The sequence below is a fragment of the Nonomuraea phyllanthi genome (genome assembly GCF_006334985.2).
GTDB classification, from domain to species: domain Bacteria; phylum Actinomycetota; class Actinomycetes; order Streptosporangiales; family Streptosporangiaceae; genus Nonomuraea; species Nonomuraea phyllanthi.
In genome coordinates, this window is record NZ_VDLX02000029.1 from 52,915 (window position 1) to 72,587 (window position 19,673).

The window sequence follows — 19,673 nt, forward strand, 5'->3', positions numbered from 1 at the left end:
GCGGCCCGGGAACCGCGGGGGCCTCACGACAGATGGTCGCCGTGCGGTGAGACCGTTGTGACGGCATCGACAGGCAGGGGTGTCCGGAAGCCGTGTGCGGGCTCGATTGTCGGTGCCCCGGCGTAGCGTCGCGGCTGTGAATCGTACCGACCGGCTCTACGCACTCGTCGAGGACCTGCGCGCCATCGCGCCCCGCCGCCGCTCCGCCCGCGACCTGGCCAAGCGGTTCGAGGTGAGCGTGCGCACGATCGAGCGCGACATCACCGCGCTGCAGGAGTCAGGGGTGCCGATCTACGCCGAGCCGGGCCGCAAGGGCGGTTACGCGATCGACAAGAAGATGACCCTGCCCCCGCTCAACTTCACCCCGGCGGAGGCGGTGGCCATCGCGGTGGCGCTCAGCCAGGCCGGTGACCAGCCGTTCGGCCGGCAGGCCCGCAGCGCGTTACGCAAGGTGGTGGCCGCGATGCCGGGCCCCGAGGGCGACCTGGCCCGGGAGCTCGCGCGGCGGGTGCAGCTCGTCCACCTGCCGCCCGAGTCCGAGTCCGGCATCCAGCCGCTCGGCGGCGAGGGCATCTCCCGGGCCATCGAGGAGGCGCTGTTGCGGCGGCGCGTGCTCAGGCTCGACTACGCCGACGCCAAGGGCGCGCTGACCTCGCGCGACGTCGAGCCGGGCGTGTTCCTGGGCGGCCGGGGCGGGTTCTGGTATCTCGTGGCGTGGTGCCGGTTGCGCGACGACGTACGCGTGTTCCGGCTCGACCGGATCGCCGCCGCCACCGTGACCGCCGAGCGCTGCCCGGACCGGCCGCTCGAAGGCTTCGCCACCGACGTGCCCGAGATGATCGTGCACGGCACGATGCTCGATTAGTCAATCGAAAACACCGACATAGGGTTGTCGTCATGCCGTTAGATCGTTGTCCTGTTCGAGAAATACAGGAGATGACAATGGACAACACGGTGACGTGGTTCGAGGTGGCGACCGACGACCCGAAGGGCGCGCAGGCGTTCTACGGCGGGCTGTTCGGCTGGACGTTCGCGCCCGACGACGAGGAGGCGCACGACTACCGGCTGATCGGCTACCCGGGCGGCGAGCGGCCGGCCGGCGGTCTGTTCGACACCAAGGGCGAGTTCCCCTCTCATGCGGTCTTCCACGTGCAGGTGGCCGACGTCGAGGCGGCCTGCGCCACGAGCGAGTCGCTGGGCGGCAAGGTGGTCAAGAAGGTGACCGGCGAGGGCCCCGGCACGGACTTCGCCTACGTGCGTGACCCGTCTGGCAGCCTCTTCGGGGTCTTCCGCGACCGCGGCCAGGGCTGATCGTCCGTTCGAGTGCCGAAGGGAGCGACTTCCCCGCGACCCCGGCATGAGGACGGCCCGCTCGCGCAGAGCGGTTCACCGGGCCCTGGGCACGCCGCCGATCGCCGAGCGGCGGCGCGCCCAGGGCCAATGAGCATTCACCCTCCACCGATGACGCCCATATGGCTTCGGCATGTCAGCGGACTCCCCGTCGCGCGTGGGGTTGACTTTGTGTATAAGCAGCCGAGGGGCCGACTCCGGTTTCGTGAGGCATCGGAGGAGCGACATGCCAGACCCTGATCGCGCGGCGGCGCAGGCGGCGGTGGCGCGCATCCAGCGGCTGTCCGACGAGCACTGGTGGACCTTGCATCAGGTCTGCCTGCTGATGCGGAGCGAGACGTGGGTGGGGCCGGCGGGACGCCGGTTCGGCGACGAGGTCCACGCCGCCGAGCGGCGCCTGCGCGACCTGCTCGCCGAGGCGGTCACCGACGCCCGGCAGAAGCTGTCCACCGCGCCGGGGCGGCCATGAGCCCCGATCCCGACTTCACGGGCGTCAAGCGGCCGGAGTTCGACACGATGGCCACCAAGCACGCGACCGCCGCCGGCCAGCTCGCCGATCTCGCGGTCCGGCTGCACGGCGAGCTGTCCGCGGCCGGCCTGGACGTCACGCCCGCCACCGGCATCCGGGACCTGGCCAGGCAGGCCGAGACGCAGGCGGCAGACCTCAAGCGCCGGCAGAGGCTCGTCTCCGAGCTCGACCGCCTGAAGGTCGTGTTCGGCACGACCACCGCGAAGGGCACCTACCTTCCGATTCCCGACAAGCTGGAGACCGGCCAGGCGATGCTGGACGGCGCGACGGCGGCCGACGCGGCGATCGCCGCGTACCGCAACAACCCCGCCGGCGCCGACCCCAAGCAGCTGCAGATCGTGCAGGCATATGCCGCCAAGGTCCACGACCCGGCGTTCGCCAGGGCGTTCATGTCCCGGCTGGGCGCCAAGGGCATCGTCGAGCTGGCGAACGCCGTCTCGCTCCGGGTCGCGTCGTTCCAGCGCACGGGCGACTACGAGGAGGCCAGGCAGGCGGCCAACCAGGGGCAGCACGTGCTGCGGATCACGAGCACGATGCTGGCCGCCGTCACGGACCCCGCGAGCCCCGCCTACCTCGGCGCGAGCTTCCTCCAGCAGCTCAAAGCGGCGGGCCGCACGCCTCGCTCCGACCTCAGCGTCGCCCAAGGACGCCCCACGGGTTACCACGCCCTGGCCGACGTGCTCGGCGCCCACCCGGGCAAGCCGCCGTACTCGGCCGAGTTCATGCGCACGGTGGGGCGCGACATGATCGCGCTCGACCGCGAGGTCTGGGACGCGCGCCGGAGCGGAGAGGCCACGAAGGCGATGGCCGATATGCGCACCTTCGTCCCCGACCTGCTGCGCGCCGCCGCCTCCAGCCCTGCGGCGGCACAGGCCATCCTCGACCACACGCCCGAGGGACGGAAGGGCACCAACCTCCACTACCTGCTGCACGATCGCGTGGGCTGGTGGACGGACAACCCCAACTCCTCCACCGACGGCCGCGACGGCCGGGCCTTCGCCGCCGTCATGAAGGCCGCCATGACCGGCTCCGACCCGGTCTCGCTGCGGCTCACCGCCGAGACCTTCAAGATCCTCGGCGCCGACCTGCCCGCGCTCTACGCGCGCAATGCCAACGAGAAGCTCCAGCTGACCGATCAGAACGCGTTCGACCAGCGCGCGGCGCTACGGCCCGCCCTGGGCTCCATCCTGGCCGCGCACATCCACGAGGTCGGCCGGATCGTCGACGGCCGCAACGTGCTGCGCTCGGGCGTCGGAGCAGACCTGCGCGCCCAGTCGGTCAACCAGCGCGATCTGGACTACGCCCTGCTCTTCGCCACCAGCGACGACGCCGCATTCAGCGAGATCGTCAGGGCGCAGGCCGAGCACACGCGCGTGGAGATCGACAAGATCTTTCCACTCAAGGACAAGGGACAGACGCTCGACGATCCCATCTCCCGGGAGAGCAAGACGTTCGGTCACATCGTGGGCGCCCGCGAGCAGGCGCTGTACGCGATGGGACGAGCTAACGAGGCGGCGTCCAAGGAACTCGAGTCCATGGTGAAATCCGCGATCGGCATCGTTCCGGTGCCGGGGAAGGAGTTCGCGGGAAAGCTCGCCGAACAGGCCTTCAAGGGGATGAAGCTGGAGGCGTTCGCCAAGGAGGTTGCGGGCGGGGTCGGCGGCCAGCCGGGATCGTACGCCTTCGACAAGGGAGCCGCCTGGATCGCGCAGCTGTTCAAGAGCGGCAAGACCCTGGACGAGTCCCACGCCACGGCCACGGAGAACCGCCAGCTGATCAGCCGGTTGATGGAGCAGATGGTGGCCACGGCAGCCGTGGCCCATGGTCAACATGACGGCGAAGGACTCGCCGGGCGGTCGTTCATCGACAAGAAGGGCGAGATGAAGCCTGTGCTGGAGATGACCCCCAGCGAATACGAGGACTTCCTTAACTGGACCACCTTCCACTCCGGATTCAGCGGTCTCAAGATAAAGGGCCAGGACCTGGTGGATTCCGGCGCGGCAGAGGCTCGCCGGAGCTTCGGGATCACGGATTGAGGACATGGTGATCGCACAACGCCGGCTTGCGTGGTCTGTTTTCGCAGTGATGCTCAGCGTTTCCGCGTGCGCCACGAGCGCGCCTGATCCATCACCTGCTCCGGACCTCCGTCCGGTCGTCGACCAGGCGCCCTACTGGTGCGAGTTCGTCTCGCAGGAGTCCTTCCAGCGGGTCACCGGCGACACCCGCGCATACACCGATCGCAAGGACGGCCCGTGGAAGAACGACGGCGGCTGCCTGGTGGAGGGCGGCAGCAACGGCGATCCCGTGGGTGTGTGGTGGTCCAGGATCGACGACAGCGCCGAACGCCTCGAACTCGCCCACGAGAACTGGGACCAGACCAAGCCCACTCCCCTACCTGCGCAACTCGGCGAGGGGTTCGCGACGTACGCGGGCAACGACATGCTCGGCGGGCGTCCGTACTTTGTGATCTCTCGATTTTCGTGTGGCGGCGAGAAGCCATGGATCGGCATCGACCTCAAACGGGTCGCCAAGGGGCGGGATGCCATCAAGGACCTCACCGACCTGATGCGGGTCGCGCAGAAGCGGTACGGCGACCTGCACCGCTGCACGCCCAGCCCCGCGTAACAGCGCCGAAGGTCCCGCACCGGGCGTCGGTGCGGGGCCTTCGGCGTGAGTGAGGTGCGTGTGTGCTACGCCGCCGGGCAGGTGGCGCCCTTCGCCGGGACCTTGCCGTTGATGAGGTAGTCGTCCACGAGTTCCTGCACGCACTTGCTCCCCGACAGGTAAGCCCCGTGCCCCTCCCCCTCGTACGTGATCAGGGTGGCGGTCTTGAGCTGGGCCGTCAGCTTGGGCGCCCACTCGTACGGCGTCGCCGGGTCGCCCTTGCCGCCGATCACGACGATCGGGCCCGAGCCCTTGGCGTTCACGTGCCGGGCCTGGTCGCTGCCCTTGGCGGGCCAGATGCGGCACAGCCCGCCGGAGCCCTCGCTGCCGAACAGCGGCGAGATCCGCATGGCGGCCGCCTCCGTGCGCCTGACCTGGGCCTCGGTGGGACGCTCCGCGGTGTCCACGCAGGTGATGGCCGGGAAGCTGGTCATCTGCGTCGAGTAGGAGCCGTCCTCCATGCGTCCGGTGTAGGAGTCGGCGAGGTACAGCAGCGCGTCGCCGCGGCCCTTGAGCGCCTCCCCGAGCGCCTGCTCGAGAAACGGCCAGGTCAGCTCGGAGTAGAGCGCCGCCGCGACGCCCGTGGAGGCCAGGCCCTGGGTCAGCTCGCGCTGGCCGACCTTCAGCGGCTGGGCGGACAGCTGCTTCATCAGCCTTTCGACGTTCGCGTCGGCGGTGGACTTGTCCTTGCCGAGGTCGCACCGCTGCTTGACGCACGCCCGCAGGAAGCTCTCGTACGCGCGCTGGAACCCGCGCGTCTGCACCAGCGTGCGCTGCTCGAACGACACCGTGGGGTCCAGCGGCGCGTCGAGCACCATGCGGCCCACCTTCTTGGGGAACTCGGTGGCGTAGACGGCGCCGAGCTGCGTGCCGTACGACATGCCGACGTAGTTGAGCTTGGGGTCGCCCACGGCGGCGCGGATGCGGTCCATGTCGCGGGCGGCGTTCACGGTGCCGACGTACGGGAGGACCTTGCCGGAGTCGCGCTGGCAGAGCTCGGCGAAGCGCTTGTTGACCGCCGCGGCCTCCTGGTGGGTCTGGTTGTTGACCGGCAGCGTGTCGAGGGAGGTGAATCTGTCCATGTCGGCGCCGTTGCCGCAGCGCACCCCGGCGCTGCGCTCGACGCCGCGCGGGTCGAAGCTGATCAGGTCGTAGCGGGCGCGCAGCGCGGTGAGCGCCTTGGCCGCCTGGTCGAGGGTGTCGACGCCGGAGGCGCCGGGGCCGCCGAAGTTGAACACCATCGAGCCGAGCTTCTTGCCCTTGCCCGTGGTCGGCAGCTTGATGAGCGCCAGGTCGATCTTGTCCCCGTCGGGCTTGGCGTAGTCCAGGGGCACCGCGAGCTTCCCGCACCGCACGGACTTGTCCTGGCGGGCCGGCGGCTGGCCGTCGGGGCGCTTGAGGTCGGTGCAGGGCCCCCACGTGATCGTGCTGGTGTCCGCCGTGGACTGCGCCGCGAACTGCGTGGCCGGCCGGGCCGGCGCGGAGGTGCAGCCGACGGCGGCAGTCAGGAACAGGGCGGAGGCTAGGACACGTCGCATATACAGATTTCCCCTCGGGTCTCTTTCAGGGGGAAGCAGTGCCCACAATACGTGACGTCGCACCATACCTGGGTGAGGCGGCACGTACCCCTCCCTGAACGTGCCGCCCCACAGACCCGGCGAACGGGGTCAGACGCCCATCGACTGGGTGTCGTTGCTCTCGGCGCCGCCCGCCTCGGTGACGCCGTTCTTGAGGTGGTAGCGGGCGATGGCCTCGCGCAGCACCTCGCCGTCGAGCTCGCCCCGCTTGACCAGGCTGGTCAGCACGGCCAGCGTGATGGAGGCCGCGTCCACGTGGAAGTGGCGGCGCAGCGCCGAGCGGGTGTCGGACAGGCCGAACCCGTCGGTGCCCAGCGAGGACCAGTCGCCCGGCACCCACTGCGCGATCTGGTCCTGGACGGCCTTCAGGTAGTCGCTGACGCCCACGAACGGGCCCCGTGCCGTGGACAGCGCCCGGGTCACGTAGGGCACCCGCTGCTCGGCGTCGGGGTTGAGCAGGTTGTGCTCCTCGCAGGCCAGCGCCTCGCGGCGCAGCTCGGTCCACGACGTCGCCGACCACACGTCGGCCGAGACGCCCCAGTCCTCCGCCAGCAGCCGCTGGGCCTCCATCGCCCACGGCCCGGCGACGCCGGAGGACAGGATGTTGGCCTTGGGGCCCTGGGTCTGCGGCCCGTCGGCGAACTTGTACAGGCCCTTGAGCAGGCCCTGCACGTCGATGTCCGCGGGCTGGGCGGGCTGCAGGTAGGGCTCGTTGTAGACGGTCAGGTAGTAGAAGATGTCCTCCGGCTGGTCGCCGTACATCCTGCGCAGGCCGTCCTTGACGATGTGGGACACCTCGAACGCCCAGGACGGGTCGTAGATGACCGCGGCCGGGTTGGTGGAGCCGATGAGCGGCGTGTGGCCGTCCTCGTGCTGCAGGCCCTCGCCGTTGAGCGTGGTGCGGCCGGCGGTGGCGCCGAGCAGGAACCCGCGGCCCATCTGGTCGCCCATGGCCCACATCTGGTCGCCGGTGCGCTGGAACCCGAACATCGAGTAGAAGATGTAGACGGGGATCATGTGCTCGCCGTGCGTGGCGTAGGCGGTGCCGGCCGCGATCGCCGAGGCCATCGAGCCCGACTCGCTGATGCCCTCGTGCAGGATCTGCCCCTGCACGGCCTCCTTGTACGACAGCAGCAGCTCCCTGTCGACCGCCTCGTACGTCTGGCCGTGCGGGGAGTAGATCTTCGCCGTCGGGAACATGGCGTCGAGACCGAACGTACGGGCCTCGTCCGGGATGATCGGCACGAACCGGTGGCCGATCTCCTTGTCGCGCATGAGGTCCTTCAGCAGCCGCACGAACGCCATGGTCGTGGCGACCTGCTGCTTGCCCGAGCCCTTCCGGAAGCCGGCGTACACCTCGTCGCCGGGCAGCTTGACCGGCTTGGCGCGGACGACCCGCTTGGGCAGCACGCCGCCGAGCGCCGCGCGGCGCTCCTTCATGTACTGGATCTCGGGGTCGTTCTCGCCCGGGTGGAAGTACGGGGGCAGCTCGCCCTCCAGGGCGGAGTCGGGGATCGGCAGGTAGAGCCGGTCGCGGAACTCCTTCAGCTCGGCCTTGGTGAGCTTCTTCATCTGGTGGGTGGCGTTGCGCGCCTCGAAGTCCTTGCCCAGCGTCCAGCCCTTGATGGTCTGGGCGAGGATGACGGTCGGCTGGCCGACGTGCTCGCGGGCCGCCTTGAACGCCGCGTAGACCTTGCGGTAGTCGTGGCCGCCGCGCGACAGCTTGCGGATGTCGTCGTCGGTCAGGTGCTCGACCATCTTGCGCAGGCGCGGGTCGCCGCCGAAGAAGTGCTCGCGGATGTACTCGCCGGACTCGACGGAGTAGGTCTGGTACTGGCCGTCGGGCGTGGTGTTCATCTGGTTGACCAGCACGCCGTCGACGTCGGCCGCCAGCAGCGGGTCCCAGTCGCGGCCCCACACGACCTTGATGACGTTCCAGCCGGCGCCCCGGAAGTACGACTCCAGCTCCTGGATGATCTTGCCGTTGCCGCGTACCGGGCCGTCGAGCCGCTGCAGGTTGCAGTTGATCACGAACGTGAGGTTGTCGAGCTCCTCGCGGGCGGCCAGGCCGATCGCGCCGAGCGACTCGGGCTCGTCCATCTCGCCGTCGCCCAGGAACGCCCAGACGTGGCTGCGGCTGGTGTCCTTGAGCTCCCGGTTGAGCAGGTAGCGGTTGAACCGGGCCTGGTAGATCGCGCCGATCGGGCCGAGGCCCATGGAGACCGTCGGGAACTCCCAGAAGTCGGGCATCAGGCGCGGGTGCGGGTAGGAGGGCAGGCCGTGGAAGCCGTGCGAGAGCTCCTGGCGGAACGCGTCGAGCTGGGCCTCGTTGAGCCGGCCCTCGAGGAAGGCGCGGGCGTAGATGCCGGGCGCCGCGTGGCCCTGGAAGAAGACCTGGTCGCCCGACTCGCCGTGGTCCTTGCCGCGGAAGAAGTGGTTGAAGCCCACTTCGTACAGGGAGGCGGCGGAGGCGTAGGTGGCGATGTGGCCGCCGACGTTGGTGCGGGCGTTGGCCCTGGACACCATGATGGCCGCGTTCCAGCGGATGTAGGCGCGGATGCGGCGCTCGACGTGCTCGTCACCCGGGAACCAGGGCTCGCGCTCCGGCGGGATCGTGTTGATGTAGTCGGTGCTCCGCAAACCCGGCACGCCGACCTGGTGCTCGCGGGCCCGCTCCAGCATGCGCAGCATGAGATAGCGGGCTCTGGTGCGGCCTTCGGTCTTGACGACGTTGTCGAGAGACTCGAGCCACTCGTTGGTCTCGCTGGGGTCGACATCAGGCAGCTGGCTGGGTAGGCCGTCGCTGATGATCGAGAATCGCTGGCGTCCGGAAGCCACTGGGTCTCGCCTTCCGAGGATGACGGATGTCTGGTCTGTTGGCTGTCTAGCCTCTGACGGTTCGTCTTCCATCCTGGTCTCTAGCCGTAGAAAACGCATCTCTACTGACGGGTAACCAAAGGTGTCCCCGCTGGCAGAGGCAGATCAGCTGGCCTAGACCACCGATGGTAGGACGAATCGTCCCCAAAGGTTACATCGCGGGAGCAATTTAACAAGACGGGAAAACGGACGAAATTTCGCTCGAATGCCCCCTGGCTTGCTGCCCGCACTCTCCACCCTCCCCCGAAGGGGGGAGGTTCTCACCCCGGCGGCGGCGCGACGCGACCGGAGGAGTCTAGCGGCCACCCTCCGTACGGCCGGGCGAGGCGGGAGCCCAGCCTGAGCCACCTCGGCACAACGTAACGATCCGGTCATCATTCTTCCTCCCCCCAGGAGCTCCCAGGAGGGGGCAAAACCTTGCGAATCACTCTTTTCGTACGGCATTCCGCGTACCAAAGTGAGAGGTATGAATGCAACGGTAGGAGACCGGCTCCTGGTGCACGGGAATACCGTTGGCGAAAGGGACCGGAGTGGTGTGATCATGGAGGTCCAGGGCCGCGACGGCGGGCCTCCCTACATGGTGCGGTTCGACGACGGGCACACCGGGCTGGTGTTTCCTGGTCCGGATGCCGTTGTCGTCCATCAGTAAGATTTGCCCGTGAGATCTGAAATCATCTCTGTGACCACGGGGTCAAGAGAGACGGTGCATGACATCACACGCGAATGCGCCGATTTCGTACGCGCGCAGGGCGGCGACGGTCTGCTGCACATCTTCGTTCCGCATGCGACCGCCGGTGTCGCCCTGCTGGAGCTGGGTTCGCGCAGCGACGACGACCTGCTCGCGGCGCTGCGCGACCTGCTGCCGCCCGACGACCGCTGGCGCCACGCGCACGGCTCACCAGGCCACGGAAGATCGCACGTGATGCCCGCGCTGATCCCGCCATACGCCACCATCCCCGTGCTGGACGGGCGAATGGCGCTCGGCACGTGGCAGTCGGTGGCACTTGTCGACCTGAACGTCGACAACCCGCAACGCCAGGTTCGCCTGTCGTTTTTGTCTGATTGATTCTGGCCGACCAGGGCCGTACCCGTGGCGACCGTTGACGACTGAGGGTCACAGCGTGTGGACTGTGCCGAAGCGATAAACCGCATAAGCGGGGCCACTCAAGCAGGAGGGATAAACGTGAGCGCGACCGCGGGTCAGGCGCAGGGCGAGCGCGGCCTGGCCGAACGGCTCGGCCTCAAGCCGGGTCAGGTGGTGCAGGAGATCGGTTGGGACGAGGACTCCGACGACAAGCTTCGCGAGTCGATCGAGAACCTGACCGGCAACGAGCTGCTGGACGAGGAGAGTGATGACGTCGTCGATGTCGTGCTGCTGTGGTGGCGTGACGGCGACGGGGACCTCTTCGACGCACTCAGCGACGCCATGCGAGCACTCGCCGACGGCGGGCAGATCTGGCTGCTGACTCCCAAGGCCGGGCGCCAGGGCCACGTGGAGCCGAGCGACATCGGGGAGGATGCCGCGACGGCGGGTCTCTCGCAGACCAGCAGCATCTCCGCGGCACCCGACTGGTCAGGCACCAGGCTCGTCACGCCCAAGGGCCGCCGGTAGGGAGCCCGAGCGCTTTCCGTACGGCAGGATGATGCCTGTGAACGCGCATCCTGCCGAGGTCGGCGCCCCGGCTCCCGATTTCGAGCTGCAGGACCAGCACGGCGCCCCCGTGAGGCTGTCTCAGTTCAGGGGCACCAAGGTCGTGCTGGTCTTCTACCCGCTTGCCTTCAGCGGGATCTGTCACGGTGAGCTGTCCGCGCTGCGCGAACATCCCCTCGACGGCGCACAGCTGCTCACCGTGTCCGTCGACTCTGTCTTCACGCACCGTGCCTGGGCGGACCGTGAGGGTTACACGTTCCCCCTGCTCTCTGATTTCTGGCCACACGGACAGGTCGCGCGGGCGTACGGTGTGTTCGACGAGACGAAGGGGTTCGCGCTTCGGGGGACCTTCGTCATCGACGGCGACGGCGTGATCCGGTGGTCGGTGGTCAACCCGATCTCCGCCGCACGCGACGTCGCCGACTACGTGACGGCACTCGCCGGCATTTCCTGACCCCGGATCTTCGACCTCGGAGGGAACGATGCCCTGCTACCGCTGCGGGGCCCGGCAGACCGACCCGGTGCGCGGCGCCAGCCCGTGGCAGCGCGGGGTGCGCAACGAGAGCCAGGTGCTGATCTGCCCGGACTGTCAACGGCTGCACGACCTCGACCTCGACTCCTGCGCCACCTGCGGGTCGACCACCCTGATCTGCCGGCTGGGGGAGGTGGAGTGCCGCTCCTGCGGGGCCGTGCGCCTGGCGCGCTCCGACACGCTCACGGCCTCCAGCATGGCCCCGCCGCCGGGGCTCTCGGCGGAGGTGGAGGCGGCGCTCAACCGCGTCCTGGGGCGCGCCTGAGCCCCTCCCGTACGCGCGGAGCCGCCTGCCCGCCCACGAGCTCACCTTTCCAGGCATTTACTGACCTGCGCTATCGTCTCCTACCGTGTCGTCAATGAGTTCGTTCGTCGTCGCGCTCGACGTCGGTGGCACGTCCATGAAGGGCGGCCTGGTCAGCGAGTCCGGCGCGGTGCTGTTGAGCGAGCGGCGCCCGACCCCCCGAGCGGAGGGCCCGGAGGCGGTCGTGGCCGCCATCTCCGGCTTCATCAGCCACCTGGCCGCCTCGGGCGACGGCATCCCGGCAGGCGTCGGCCTGGCCGTGCCCGGCCTGGTGTCCGACAACGCCGCCATCTACGCGGCCAACCTCGGTTGGCGCGACGTCCCCGCCGCGAACTTCACCACCCTCGACATCCCGGTGCTCCTCGGTCACGACGTACGCACCGGCGGCCTCGCGGAGAGCATTCTGGGCGCCGGCAGGGGCCTGTCCGACTTCCTCTTCCTCCCCATCGGCACCGGGATCGCCGGCGCCTCCATCATCAAGGGCGAGCCGTACGGCGGCTCCTCCGGCTGGGCCGGCGAGATCGGCCACACCCCGGTCTTCCCCGACGGCGAGCCGTGCGCCTGCGGCCAGTTCGGCTGCCTGGAGACGTACGCCTCGGCCGCCTCCGTGGGCCGCCGCTACAGCCAGCGCGCCGGTGTCGAGGGCGTCAAGGCCGAACAGGTGGTCTCCTCCGACGACCCGATCGCCATCGAGGTCTGGGACGAGGCCGTGGAGGCCCTGTCGCTGGCCCTGGCCACGTACACGCTGCTGCTCGACCCCTCCCTGATCGTCCTCGGCGGCGGCCTCGCCGAAGCCGGCCCCGCCCTCTTCGACCCCGTACGCACCCGCCTCGTCAAACGCCTGGCCTTCCGCGCAGCGCCCCCCTTGGTCCCGGCGGCGCTCGGGGTGGACGCGGGCATGCTCGGAGCGGCCCTCCTGGGCTGGCGCGCCGCCGGCCGCCCCGAACTGGGCCCGGGCTGGGCCGTGGATGTGCGATCGGGGCCTGTGGTGTCGTAAGGTGTAGTGCCGATCAGGGGCGGTTAGCTCAGCGGTAGAGCACTCGCCTTACAAGCGAGGGGTCACTGGTTCGAACCCAGTACCGCCCACCAGCGAAAACGCCCCGTCTCCGATCATGGAAACGGGGCGTGAGTAACAAACTGAGTGACATGCTGGCTGGCTAGGCATCATCCGCCACGGGGAAGATGCGATCCATCGCAGTCGCGCCTTCTTGGATGACCGGCCGTATCTGCTGACGGTAGACCGTCTCCGTGACGACGGTGTTGGAGTGTCCGACCAGGCGTGAGATGTCCTCGATCGGGATGTCGTGGTCCGAGAGCAGGGACACGAAGCTGTGTCGGAGCTCCCGGGGAGCCCAGTCCCTGCCGGTGAGCTTGGCGCTGTCGAGCACCTTCTTGAAGTCACGGCGGATGTTGTGGGCGGTCATCCTCGAACCGGTCTGGGTGGGAAACACCAGCTCGCGATCGTCGTTCTGAGCTTCCTTGAGGTCCTTCAGGGCGTCCACGCAGCGTTTGGGCAGAGCCAGACTGCGTCGAGACTTCGGGGTTTTGGTCTCGCCCTTCTTGCGGACCGATCGCCAGACGTAGAGGGCGAATTCCTTATGATTCCAACCGATCTCGACCACTGATCGCCATGCCTGGGTCTTCTCGTCGTAAGCGACCACATGACTCCACTGGAGTGCCCGCACTTCCTCTGTTCGTGCTCCGGACAGTAGCGAGACCACGATGTAGGCCCGAATGCGAGGCTGTGCGTTCTCGGCCGCCTTCAAGGCGGCCCCAAGGGGGCCGCACGCGCCGCCGTCTCGGCAACGCCGCCGCCTCCGCTGGCGCTCCCGGCGGGCGGCTAAGAGCACGCCGGACGGCTGGCGCGGACGAGTGGAAGGGGCCGCCGTGCGACGGTACAGCCTGATCACAGGGGGCGCAGTTCTCGAGTCGCGAGGCGAGCCAGTCAGCGCACGCGTGCGCGGGTCACTGGGCCTGGCCTTACTGCATGCCTCCGGCGGGGGCGCTCCGGCTCCGGGCAGCCAAGATCGTTCCCGTCTGAGTGGGTTGCCGTGGAAGCCTGCCCGCCTGCCGCCGTCCCAGGGCAAGCCCTAGCAGACCAGCCGCAGGGCCGCCTACGCTCCATCACGGCCCTGGCACCGGGCGCACGGCCGGGGCAGCCCCGCGGCTGGCCCGCTACCCCGTGGGGTGGGACGACGGCAGACGGGCAGACCATCGAGGTGGTACCTCAGCAACGATGTGGCTGGTCTCGCGGAGGTGAACCGAGATGAGTTCTGGTACTCGGTTGAAACGACCCGGATGGAGTCGGAATCATTGGAGGCATTCGCCGATCGATTGACCGAAATGATGGCCTCGGTTCCCGCAGATGAGATCTTGGACTTTTAGGAGCACCTTTCCGACCTATGCTCCGCCGCCTATCACTGCGATCTCTGGGGGTGCAGCCGCTCTGATTTATGAGGGCTACTGCGGCGACGATCCCTTCCTGTACTTCAGGTTGTGGCTGGTAGCGCAAGGAAAGGCGGTGTACGAAGGTGCCCTTGACGCCGTGGATTCACTGGCGGATCATCGCCCCGTGCAGCTGCTCGCGACCAAGCCAATGAGCGACTGGGATGAGGACAGCGAGTGGCCATGGCTGGAATCACTGCTCTATGTCGCGCTCCATGCCTACGAGCACACGACCGGCAAGAACTTTGATGATGCCATCGCCACTCGGCGGCCAGATACGCTGCGGAGCGTCTTCGAAGGCGACCCGGCCGGCGAACCGTGGGACCTTTCGAACCCGGAGGAGATCCGACGCCGTGGTCCCCGACTTGCTGCACTCTTCTTGCACTAAGTGAGATGAGATACAGGGCACATGAGGCCCCCAATCGGCCGGCTCAGGAGGGTGATTGGCTGAGAGCCAAAAGGGGAGCCAGTTCGGGAGCCACACAGAATGAACAAGTGTGAACGGGCCTGGACTCAGTTGACTGGCCTGACCTTCGCATCCGGATCAGCGTGAACTGATCGACGCAGGGAGAGCCTGGTTCGAGTCCTATCGCGGGAGCCCGGTTGAGCTGAGACACACACCACTCAGATTCCCTTCCTGGATTAAAGCAAAGGGGCCGATCGTCACGCCGACCTCCGGGGAGGCCCGCACATGACTGCGGGTGCCCGGCTCGCTAGGGTGAGGCGTCCCGTTTCCCTTCTCTCCTCCGGGAAGTGTCACGTGCTCCGTCGTCACCGTTTAGGCGTTCCCGCCCTCATAGTCACAGGCATCTACCTCTCCGCGCTGACCGTCGCCGTCGTGGTCGCATTGGCCGCCGGCGACCTCCACGCGTTGTGGTGGATGGCGTTGTTCACGGCACCAGACGCGAGCATCCAGGTGACGTGGCCGAACGTGCTTCTGCCAACCCTGGCGGGACTAGTGGTGGCCTGGGCGTTGTGGGAGTTCCTCCGTGGGCCGCTGACTGGACCGCCGACGGAACAGGACCAGGACACACGGCGCTTGCGCGTGGCCCTGTACGTCGCGGCAGCGTCAACCCTGGCCAGTCCGTTCCTGGCGAGCTGGTCCTTGTGGGGAGCGGTGGTGACATACGTGCCGATGTTTGGGGTCGTGCTCTTGCTCTCTCCAGTCGTGGGACGCACCCGACGACATGTCCTCATCCTGCGGGTCTGCGGCATCCTGGGATACGGGGGCGCCGCCGTCGGCTTGGGGTTGGCGTTGTCCGGGCACAAAGTCGGGGCTCTCGCGTTGGTCGCCGGCCTCGGGTCGTTGATCTGGAACGTGTTGGTCCTGCGGGCCCAGTGGGACAACGACCGCTTCGAGCGGGCCACCGTCAAGTACGGCATCCTCGCTCTGGTGCTGCCCGTCGTGCTCACGGTAGCGGGCGGGCTGAGCGGAGTGCCGCTGGAGGTCTACGACGACGTCGTGGCGGTCGCCGGTGTCCTGGCCGTGGTCTGGCTGGCCCGTTCCGCCCACGACCTCGACGCGCCCCCGGCCGTGTCGGTGCCCTCCGCGTGACGCGGTCACCGGGTACGCATCCAGGACGGCAGACGGGCAGGGCATGGGGACTACGACTTGGTTGGTGTGGGGACGATGCCCCACATGAACGTGGAGCCCTTCAGGAGGTTCTCCGTCGCTCTGATCCCGGTCAGGTGCTCTACGAGTAGGAAGGCTGGTCCCTCGTAGAGCCGGGGAGACGATGGGAAGAGCCTGTCGATCTCTGTCATCGTGTCCACGAGTTCGTCCGGAATCTCCGTCAGGTATCCCTCATCGCCTCCCCAGGCGAATCTGACCTCACCGTCCTCACACCAATAGAAGTAGTCCATGCACTTGATGCCGAGTGCGGCTTGGGAGACGAGGCGGGTGCCCTCGGAGAGTCTAGTGATCATGTCTTCGTCAGTGCCGAGCCAGTCGGGATCGAAAACGAACGTCCAATCGCCGACGGAGGTGACGCCGAGAGGCCCCCTTGAGCAGTGATCGGCGTTGTCGGGGAAGGGCCCCGACGTGAAGTCCTCCCATCGACCACCGAGACGTGCAATCACCTGTTCAGGCGCCGCACGGACATAGATGAAGCTGTAGCATTCTTCGGCGTATTCGCCGCAGAGCCACGAGATATCGAGGGGCTGCATGGTCATGTCGTCATGATGCCAGCCGACTCCGACAAATGTCGTTGTCGCCTGCGCATTCTTGGAGTGGTCGCCGACGAGTCCTATCGCGGGAGCTTGGGCAGGCCAAGGAGGGGATTCTGACGCTTCAGGGCATCGAGATGTTGAGTGACAAACTGAGTGACATCAGGGACGCCCACCGCAGCGCAACCATGCACATGAGTGCATATCGAATGTAGACCGGAGCAGCGAAAGCGCCAGCTCCAGTGATCAAATAGCTACTCTTACAAGCGAGGGGTCACTGGTTCGAACCCAGTACCGCCCACCAGAACGAAGAAGCTCCGTAGCGATCTTGCTACCGGGCTTCTTGCCGTTGGCTCACGGTTCCCTGCGCCTTAGCGGAAACCGCCCGTAAGGGCCAGGTAGACAAGGAGCACCGCGCCGACGACAAGCCCCGCGTAGGCCATCGAACCGAGAGCACTACCCGGCTTCGATGCCGGGGATGACTTTCATGGCAATGAGGACGGCGGCGAACGTGTCATTCGTGGTGAGCCGATCATTGCTGAGATCCCGGAACCGAACAACATCGCCTCCGGCGGGACCGGATGCGATCCTGGCTCCTTACAGCCGCAGAGATCCCCTCGCTGAGCCCGTCGGCGCCGGAGCCCGCTCGAACGAGGCGTCCTCATCGAACGCGAGCCGGCGACCGCCGCCTATGCGTGCGGTGATGAACAGAGACACCGTGGAGGCAGGAATGGACCAAGGCACGCGTGGCGAGCTCATCAGTCGGCTGGCCGAGGCGGTCAGGTCCGTCACGACCGGGCACCCGGTGCGGGTCGCCATCGACGGGCCGCCCGCCGCCGGCAAGACCACGCTGGCCGACGAACTCGCCGTCGTCCTGCGCGGGCAGGACCGCGACGTCATCCGCGCGACCATCGACGACTTCCTCTTCCCCCGTGCACAGCGTTACCGACGCGGCCAGTACTCCGCCGAGGGCTGCTACTTCGACGCCCACGACCGCGCCGCGCTGTGCCGGGTCCTGCTCGATCCGCTGGGCCCAGGCGGAGATCGCAGGTTCCAGCACGCGGTCTACGACAGAGACACCGACGCCCCGTCGTCCCCTCCGGCCACGACCGCCCCCGCCGACGCCGTACTGCTCTTCGACGGCGTCTTCCTCCTGCGCCCGGAACTCATCGACCGGTGGGACCTGCGCATCTTCGTGTCCGTCCCCTTCGAGCAGACGATAGATCGCGCCCGGGACCGGGGCACGGCGCCGGCCGGGTCCACCGCCGACGCCGCCGAGATCGAGCGGTCCTGGCGCGACCGCTACATCCCCTCACAGCAGCTCTACTTCGCCACGGCCCGCCCAACCGAGCACGCCGACATCGTCGTGTACAACGATCAGCTCCAGCGGCCGACCTGGGAAGTCCGGCCGCACTCATCGATACGCGGGATCTGACCATTGCTGGTCCGGCGGAGGGCCGGCACTCTTGACGATCCACTGGTCCGGGCCTGACTCGGGTGGGGAGGGAGGGTCCGCTTCTGTCGTATGACGGCCACGGCCTCTCGGCAGGCGGAGCATCCAGCACGGACGTCACGGGCTCGCACAACACCCGTGATGGCGCTCACCACGAGGGTGGCCACGAGGTGGATCAAGCTCACCCCCACGATCTACGATCCGCACGCGTGGCTGGGGCTCGTCGTGGGAGGGTTGCTCACCCTCAGCGGGGACGGACGTGACGGCGCTCTCTTGCTCCGGGTAGCGATGATCGCGATGCTCGGAGCGATCGCCTGCGCCATCTCCGAGCATCGCAGCAAAAGGGATTGAACGGGCTTCCTGGCTACGACCTGGTCCACCTCTGGGTGGCCTGGCCGTTGCAGGAGGCGACGGTCACGGACGAGGTGTTGCCGGTGCCCGTGACGGCGAGGCACAGGTTGTTGGCGGCGCTGGTGACCGTGCCGTTGGAGTTGAAGGTCCACTGCTGGTTGCTCTGCCCGTGGCAGTCCCACAACTGGACGCGGGTGCCGGGGCCGGCGTTCGTCGGGGAGTCCAGGCACTTGCCGAGGGTCTGGAGCATGTTGGAGGTGTACGTGAAGCGCTGGTTCGGGTTTCCGTGGCAGTCGTAGATCTGCAGCAGGGTGCCGTTGGCCGTGGCGCTGTTGGGTGAGTCGACGCAGCGGCCTGCCGCCTCGTTGCGCAGGCGGAAGTCCGTCGGCGGGGTCGGGGTCACGGTCGGCGTGACCGTCGGGGTGACGGTGGGCGTGGTCGTCGGGTCGGAGCCGTCGAGGGTCGGGGTCTGCCAGTCGCGCCACTCCGACAGGTTGCCGCTCGCCCTGGACGAGATTCTCATCGCCCCAGGCGCGTTCCCCGTCTTCAGCAGGAACTTCTGGATGTTCTGCTGCAACGGGGTCCGCCATTCGGGCCGGTTGGCGCAGTGGCTGCCGTTCTGGATGTCGGACCAGTAGGTGATGTTGTCGCCGGCGCCGAGCGCTTTGTAGACCTCCGCGCCGCCCAGGGCCGCCACGCTCGCGGACCTCGGGCCGAGATTGGTGATATGGGGGTTGTCCATGATGAACAGTCCGCGCGGCGCGACCATGGCGACGATTTCGTGGGTGTCCACCGGCAGCCGGGCCGGGTTGCTCGTGAAGGAGCCGAAGGCGTCGCCCAGCCACGGCTGCTCCCCGTAGGCGCTGCTGAGGCTCTGGGCGCCTTCCCCGGGAATTCCGCGGAAAATGGGAACGCCGGCGCTGCCCGACTCGATCGGCATGGTCAATGCGATGCGCTGGTCGAAGGCGCCAATGACGAAGGCGCCCTTTCCGAATCGGGAGCAGCCCGTGACGCCGGTCGCGTCCGCCCGGAGAATGCCGCCGCCCGACTGTTCGATGACGTCGATGATCCGGCTCACGCCCCAGGCCCAGGCGGCCAGCAGCCCGGTGCTGCTCGACGAGCCGTAAATGCTGTAGAAGGCGCCTTGTTTGTTGTTGCGCGGCGTGCCCTCGCGCCCGACCGCGTACGGGTCGTAATTGATGACGGCGGCACCGGCCGCCTTGATCGTGGCGGTGTCGGCCCCGAATCCGCCGAGCACGACGACGGCCGGGAAGGGCCCGGACCCGCTCGGCAGGTCGACGCTCGCCGAGAAGCTCGAACTCCGGCCGTTGTGCGAGACGTTCACGGTGATGCCGGTCCGCGATACCGAGCCCGTGACGCTCGACGGTTTCCCGGGTTTCTCCCCGTAGACGAATTTCTCCGCGAGTTTCTTGATCTCCTCCCGCCGGCAGCGCCACTCGGACTTGGCGGAGATGCGCGTACCGTCCAGTTTCCTGAACGGATCGGGAAGCCGGGAATTGGTGGGCAGCGAGCCCACGTCGGGCAGGCCGGGCACCGCGCAGTCGGCGCCTTCGTCCTCGACGCCTGCCGCGAGAGGCGCGGCGGCCTCGGCGACCACTACCGTCACCGCTCCGGCGACCACGAGCGCCGTCGCCGTCGCCAGCGCGACGACAGCCGCACGGATCTTAGAGCGGCCCAAGCTGATGATCACTAGGTCTCTCCTTCCGAGGGGGTTCACCGCGCGCGCAGATGTGTCCAGACGCTGATCAGTGTG

20 protein-coding genes and 1 tRNA gene are annotated in these 19,673 nt (G+C 68.0%); 16 read left to right on the forward strand and 5 right to left on the reverse strand.

Going from position 1 to position 19,673, the window contains the following annotated elements; all coding sequences use genetic code 11:
- Nucleotides 1-136: 136 nt before the first annotated feature.
- From FH608_RS46925 to FH608_RS46945, 5 genes are all read left to right on the forward strand, one after another.
- Nucleotides 137-865 (forward strand): helix-turn-helix transcriptional regulator, encoded by a 729-nt coding sequence (locus FH608_RS46925; RefSeq protein ID WP_139637695.1) that lies wholly within the window; start codon nucleotides 137-139, stop codon nucleotides 863-865.
- 77 nt (nucleotides 866-942) lie between these two features.
- Entirely contained in the window at nucleotides 943-1,311 is a 369-nt protein-coding gene (locus tag FH608_RS46930; protein WP_139637696.1) for a VOC family protein, read from the forward strand.
- 265 nt (nucleotides 1,312-1,576) lie between these two features.
- On the forward strand, nucleotides 1,577-1,819 hold the full coding sequence (locus FH608_RS46935) for a hypothetical protein (protein ID WP_139637697.1): 243 nt from the start codon (nucleotides 1,577-1,579) through the stop codon (nucleotides 1,817-1,819).
- Entirely contained in the window at nucleotides 1,816-3,915 is a 2,100-nt protein-coding gene (locus FH608_RS46940; RefSeq protein WP_139637698.1) for a hypothetical protein, read from the forward strand. The genes FH608_RS46935 and FH608_RS46940 overlap by 4 nt, the downstream gene beginning before the upstream one ends.
- A gap of 49 nt (nucleotides 3,916-3,964) precedes the next feature.
- Nucleotides 3,965-4,504 (forward strand): hypothetical protein, encoded by a 540-nt coding sequence (locus FH608_RS46945; RefSeq protein WP_139637699.1) that lies wholly within the window; start codon nucleotides 3,965-3,967, stop codon nucleotides 4,502-4,504.
- A 65-nt stretch (nucleotides 4,505-4,569) separates the two neighbouring features.
- Here the strand turns inward: FH608_RS46945 and FH608_RS46950 are convergent, their stop codons facing one another.
- Together FH608_RS46950 and aceE are read right to left on the reverse strand one after the other, a co-directional pair.
- A complete protein-coding gene (locus FH608_RS46950) occupies nucleotides 4,570-6,081 on the reverse strand; it encodes an alpha/beta hydrolase (RefSeq protein WP_139637700.1) in 1,512 nt (503 codons plus the stop codon).
- A 129-nt stretch (nucleotides 6,082-6,210) separates the two neighbouring features.
- Nucleotides 6,211-8,958 carry a pyruvate dehydrogenase (acetyl-transferring), homodimeric type gene (gene aceE / locus FH608_RS46955; RefSeq protein ID WP_139637701.1) on the reverse strand — a complete coding sequence of 916 codons (2,748 nt, stop codon included), beginning with the start codon at nucleotides 8,956-8,958 and terminating at the stop codon, nucleotides 6,211-6,213.
- Nucleotides 8,959-9,463: 505 nt separating this feature from the next.
- Between aceE and FH608_RS46960 the strand changes: the two genes are divergently transcribed.
- From FH608_RS46960 to FH608_RS46990, 7 genes are all read left to right on the forward strand, one after another.
- Nucleotides 9,464-9,646, forward strand: a complete 183-nt coding sequence (locus FH608_RS46960; RefSeq protein WP_139637702.1) for a DUF1918 domain-containing protein — start codon at nucleotides 9,464-9,466, stop codon at nucleotides 9,644-9,646.
- A gap of 9 nt (nucleotides 9,647-9,655) precedes the next feature.
- A complete protein-coding gene (locus FH608_RS46965) occupies nucleotides 9,656-10,063 on the forward strand; it encodes a secondary thiamine-phosphate synthase enzyme YjbQ (RefSeq protein WP_139637703.1) in 408 nt (135 codons plus the stop codon).
- A gap of 117 nt (nucleotides 10,064-10,180) precedes the next feature.
- Entirely contained in the window at nucleotides 10,181-10,609 is a 429-nt protein-coding gene (locus FH608_RS46970) for a DUF3052 domain-containing protein (protein WP_139637704.1), read from the forward strand.
- A gap of 31 nt (nucleotides 10,610-10,640) precedes the next feature.
- Nucleotides 10,641-11,102 (forward strand): peroxiredoxin, encoded by a 462-nt coding sequence (locus FH608_RS46975; RefSeq protein ID WP_139637738.1) that lies wholly within the window; start codon nucleotides 10,641-10,643, stop codon nucleotides 11,100-11,102.
- Nucleotides 11,103-11,130: 28 nt separating this feature from the next.
- Nucleotides 11,131-11,445 carry a hypothetical protein gene (locus tag FH608_RS46980; protein WP_139637705.1) on the forward strand — a complete coding sequence of 105 codons (315 nt, stop codon included), beginning with the start codon at nucleotides 11,131-11,133 and terminating at the stop codon, nucleotides 11,443-11,445.
- 94 nt (nucleotides 11,446-11,539) lie between these two features.
- Nucleotides 11,540-12,481 (forward strand): ROK family protein, encoded by a 942-nt coding sequence (locus tag FH608_RS46985; protein WP_139637706.1) that lies wholly within the window; start codon nucleotides 11,540-11,542, stop codon nucleotides 12,479-12,481.
- Nucleotides 12,482-12,498: 17 nt separating this feature from the next.
- Nucleotides 12,499-12,573: transfer RNA gene (locus tag FH608_RS46990), tRNA-Val, on the forward strand.
- Nucleotides 12,574-12,641: 68 nt separating this feature from the next.
- Here the strand turns inward: FH608_RS46990 and FH608_RS46995 are convergent.
- Complete coding sequence (locus tag FH608_RS46995) at nucleotides 12,642-13,394, reverse strand: site-specific integrase (protein ID WP_317135622.1); 753 nt, start codon at nucleotides 13,392-13,394, stop codon at nucleotides 12,642-12,644.
- A 455-nt stretch (nucleotides 13,395-13,849) separates the two neighbouring features.
- On the opposite strand from FH608_RS46995, the gene FH608_RS47000 reads away from it, so the two are divergent.
- Together FH608_RS47000 and FH608_RS47005 are read left to right on the forward strand one after the other, a co-directional pair.
- Complete coding sequence (locus FH608_RS47000) at nucleotides 13,850-14,317, forward strand: DUF4240 domain-containing protein (RefSeq protein WP_139637708.1); 468 nt, start codon at nucleotides 13,850-13,852, stop codon at nucleotides 14,315-14,317.
- Nucleotides 14,318-15,247: 930 nt separating this feature from the next.
- Nucleotides 15,248-15,484, forward strand: coding sequence for a hypothetical protein (locus FH608_RS47005; RefSeq protein ID WP_139637709.1), 237 nt, complete (start codon nucleotides 15,248-15,250; stop codon nucleotides 15,482-15,484).
- Nucleotides 15,485-15,534: 50 nt separating this feature from the next.
- Here the strand turns inward: FH608_RS47005 and FH608_RS47010 are convergent, their stop codons facing one another.
- Nucleotides 15,535-16,101, reverse strand: coding sequence for a DUF6461 domain-containing protein (locus FH608_RS47010; protein WP_139637710.1), 567 nt, complete (start codon nucleotides 16,099-16,101; stop codon nucleotides 15,535-15,537).
- Between the two features lie 724 nt (nucleotides 16,102-16,825).
- Between FH608_RS47010 and FH608_RS47015 the strand changes: the two genes are divergently transcribed.
- Both FH608_RS47015 and FH608_RS47020 read left to right on the forward strand, forming a co-directional pair.
- On the forward strand, nucleotides 16,826-17,530 hold the full coding sequence (locus tag FH608_RS47015; RefSeq protein ID WP_139637711.1) for a cytidylate kinase family protein: 705 nt from the start codon (nucleotides 16,826-16,828) through the stop codon (nucleotides 17,528-17,530).
- Between the two features lie 159 nt (nucleotides 17,531-17,689).
- Nucleotides 17,690-17,899 carry a hypothetical protein gene (locus tag FH608_RS47020; RefSeq protein ID WP_139637712.1) on the forward strand — a complete coding sequence of 70 codons (210 nt, stop codon included), beginning with the start codon at nucleotides 17,690-17,692 and terminating at the stop codon, nucleotides 17,897-17,899.
- A gap of 13 nt (nucleotides 17,900-17,912) precedes the next feature.
- Here FH608_RS47020 and FH608_RS47025 read toward each other — a convergent pair whose 3' ends face one another.
- On the reverse strand, nucleotides 17,913-19,610 hold the full coding sequence (locus tag FH608_RS47025) for an RICIN domain-containing protein (protein WP_139637713.1): 1,698 nt from the start codon (nucleotides 19,608-19,610) through the stop codon (nucleotides 17,913-17,915).
- Nucleotides 19,611-19,673 lie beyond the last annotated feature (63 nt).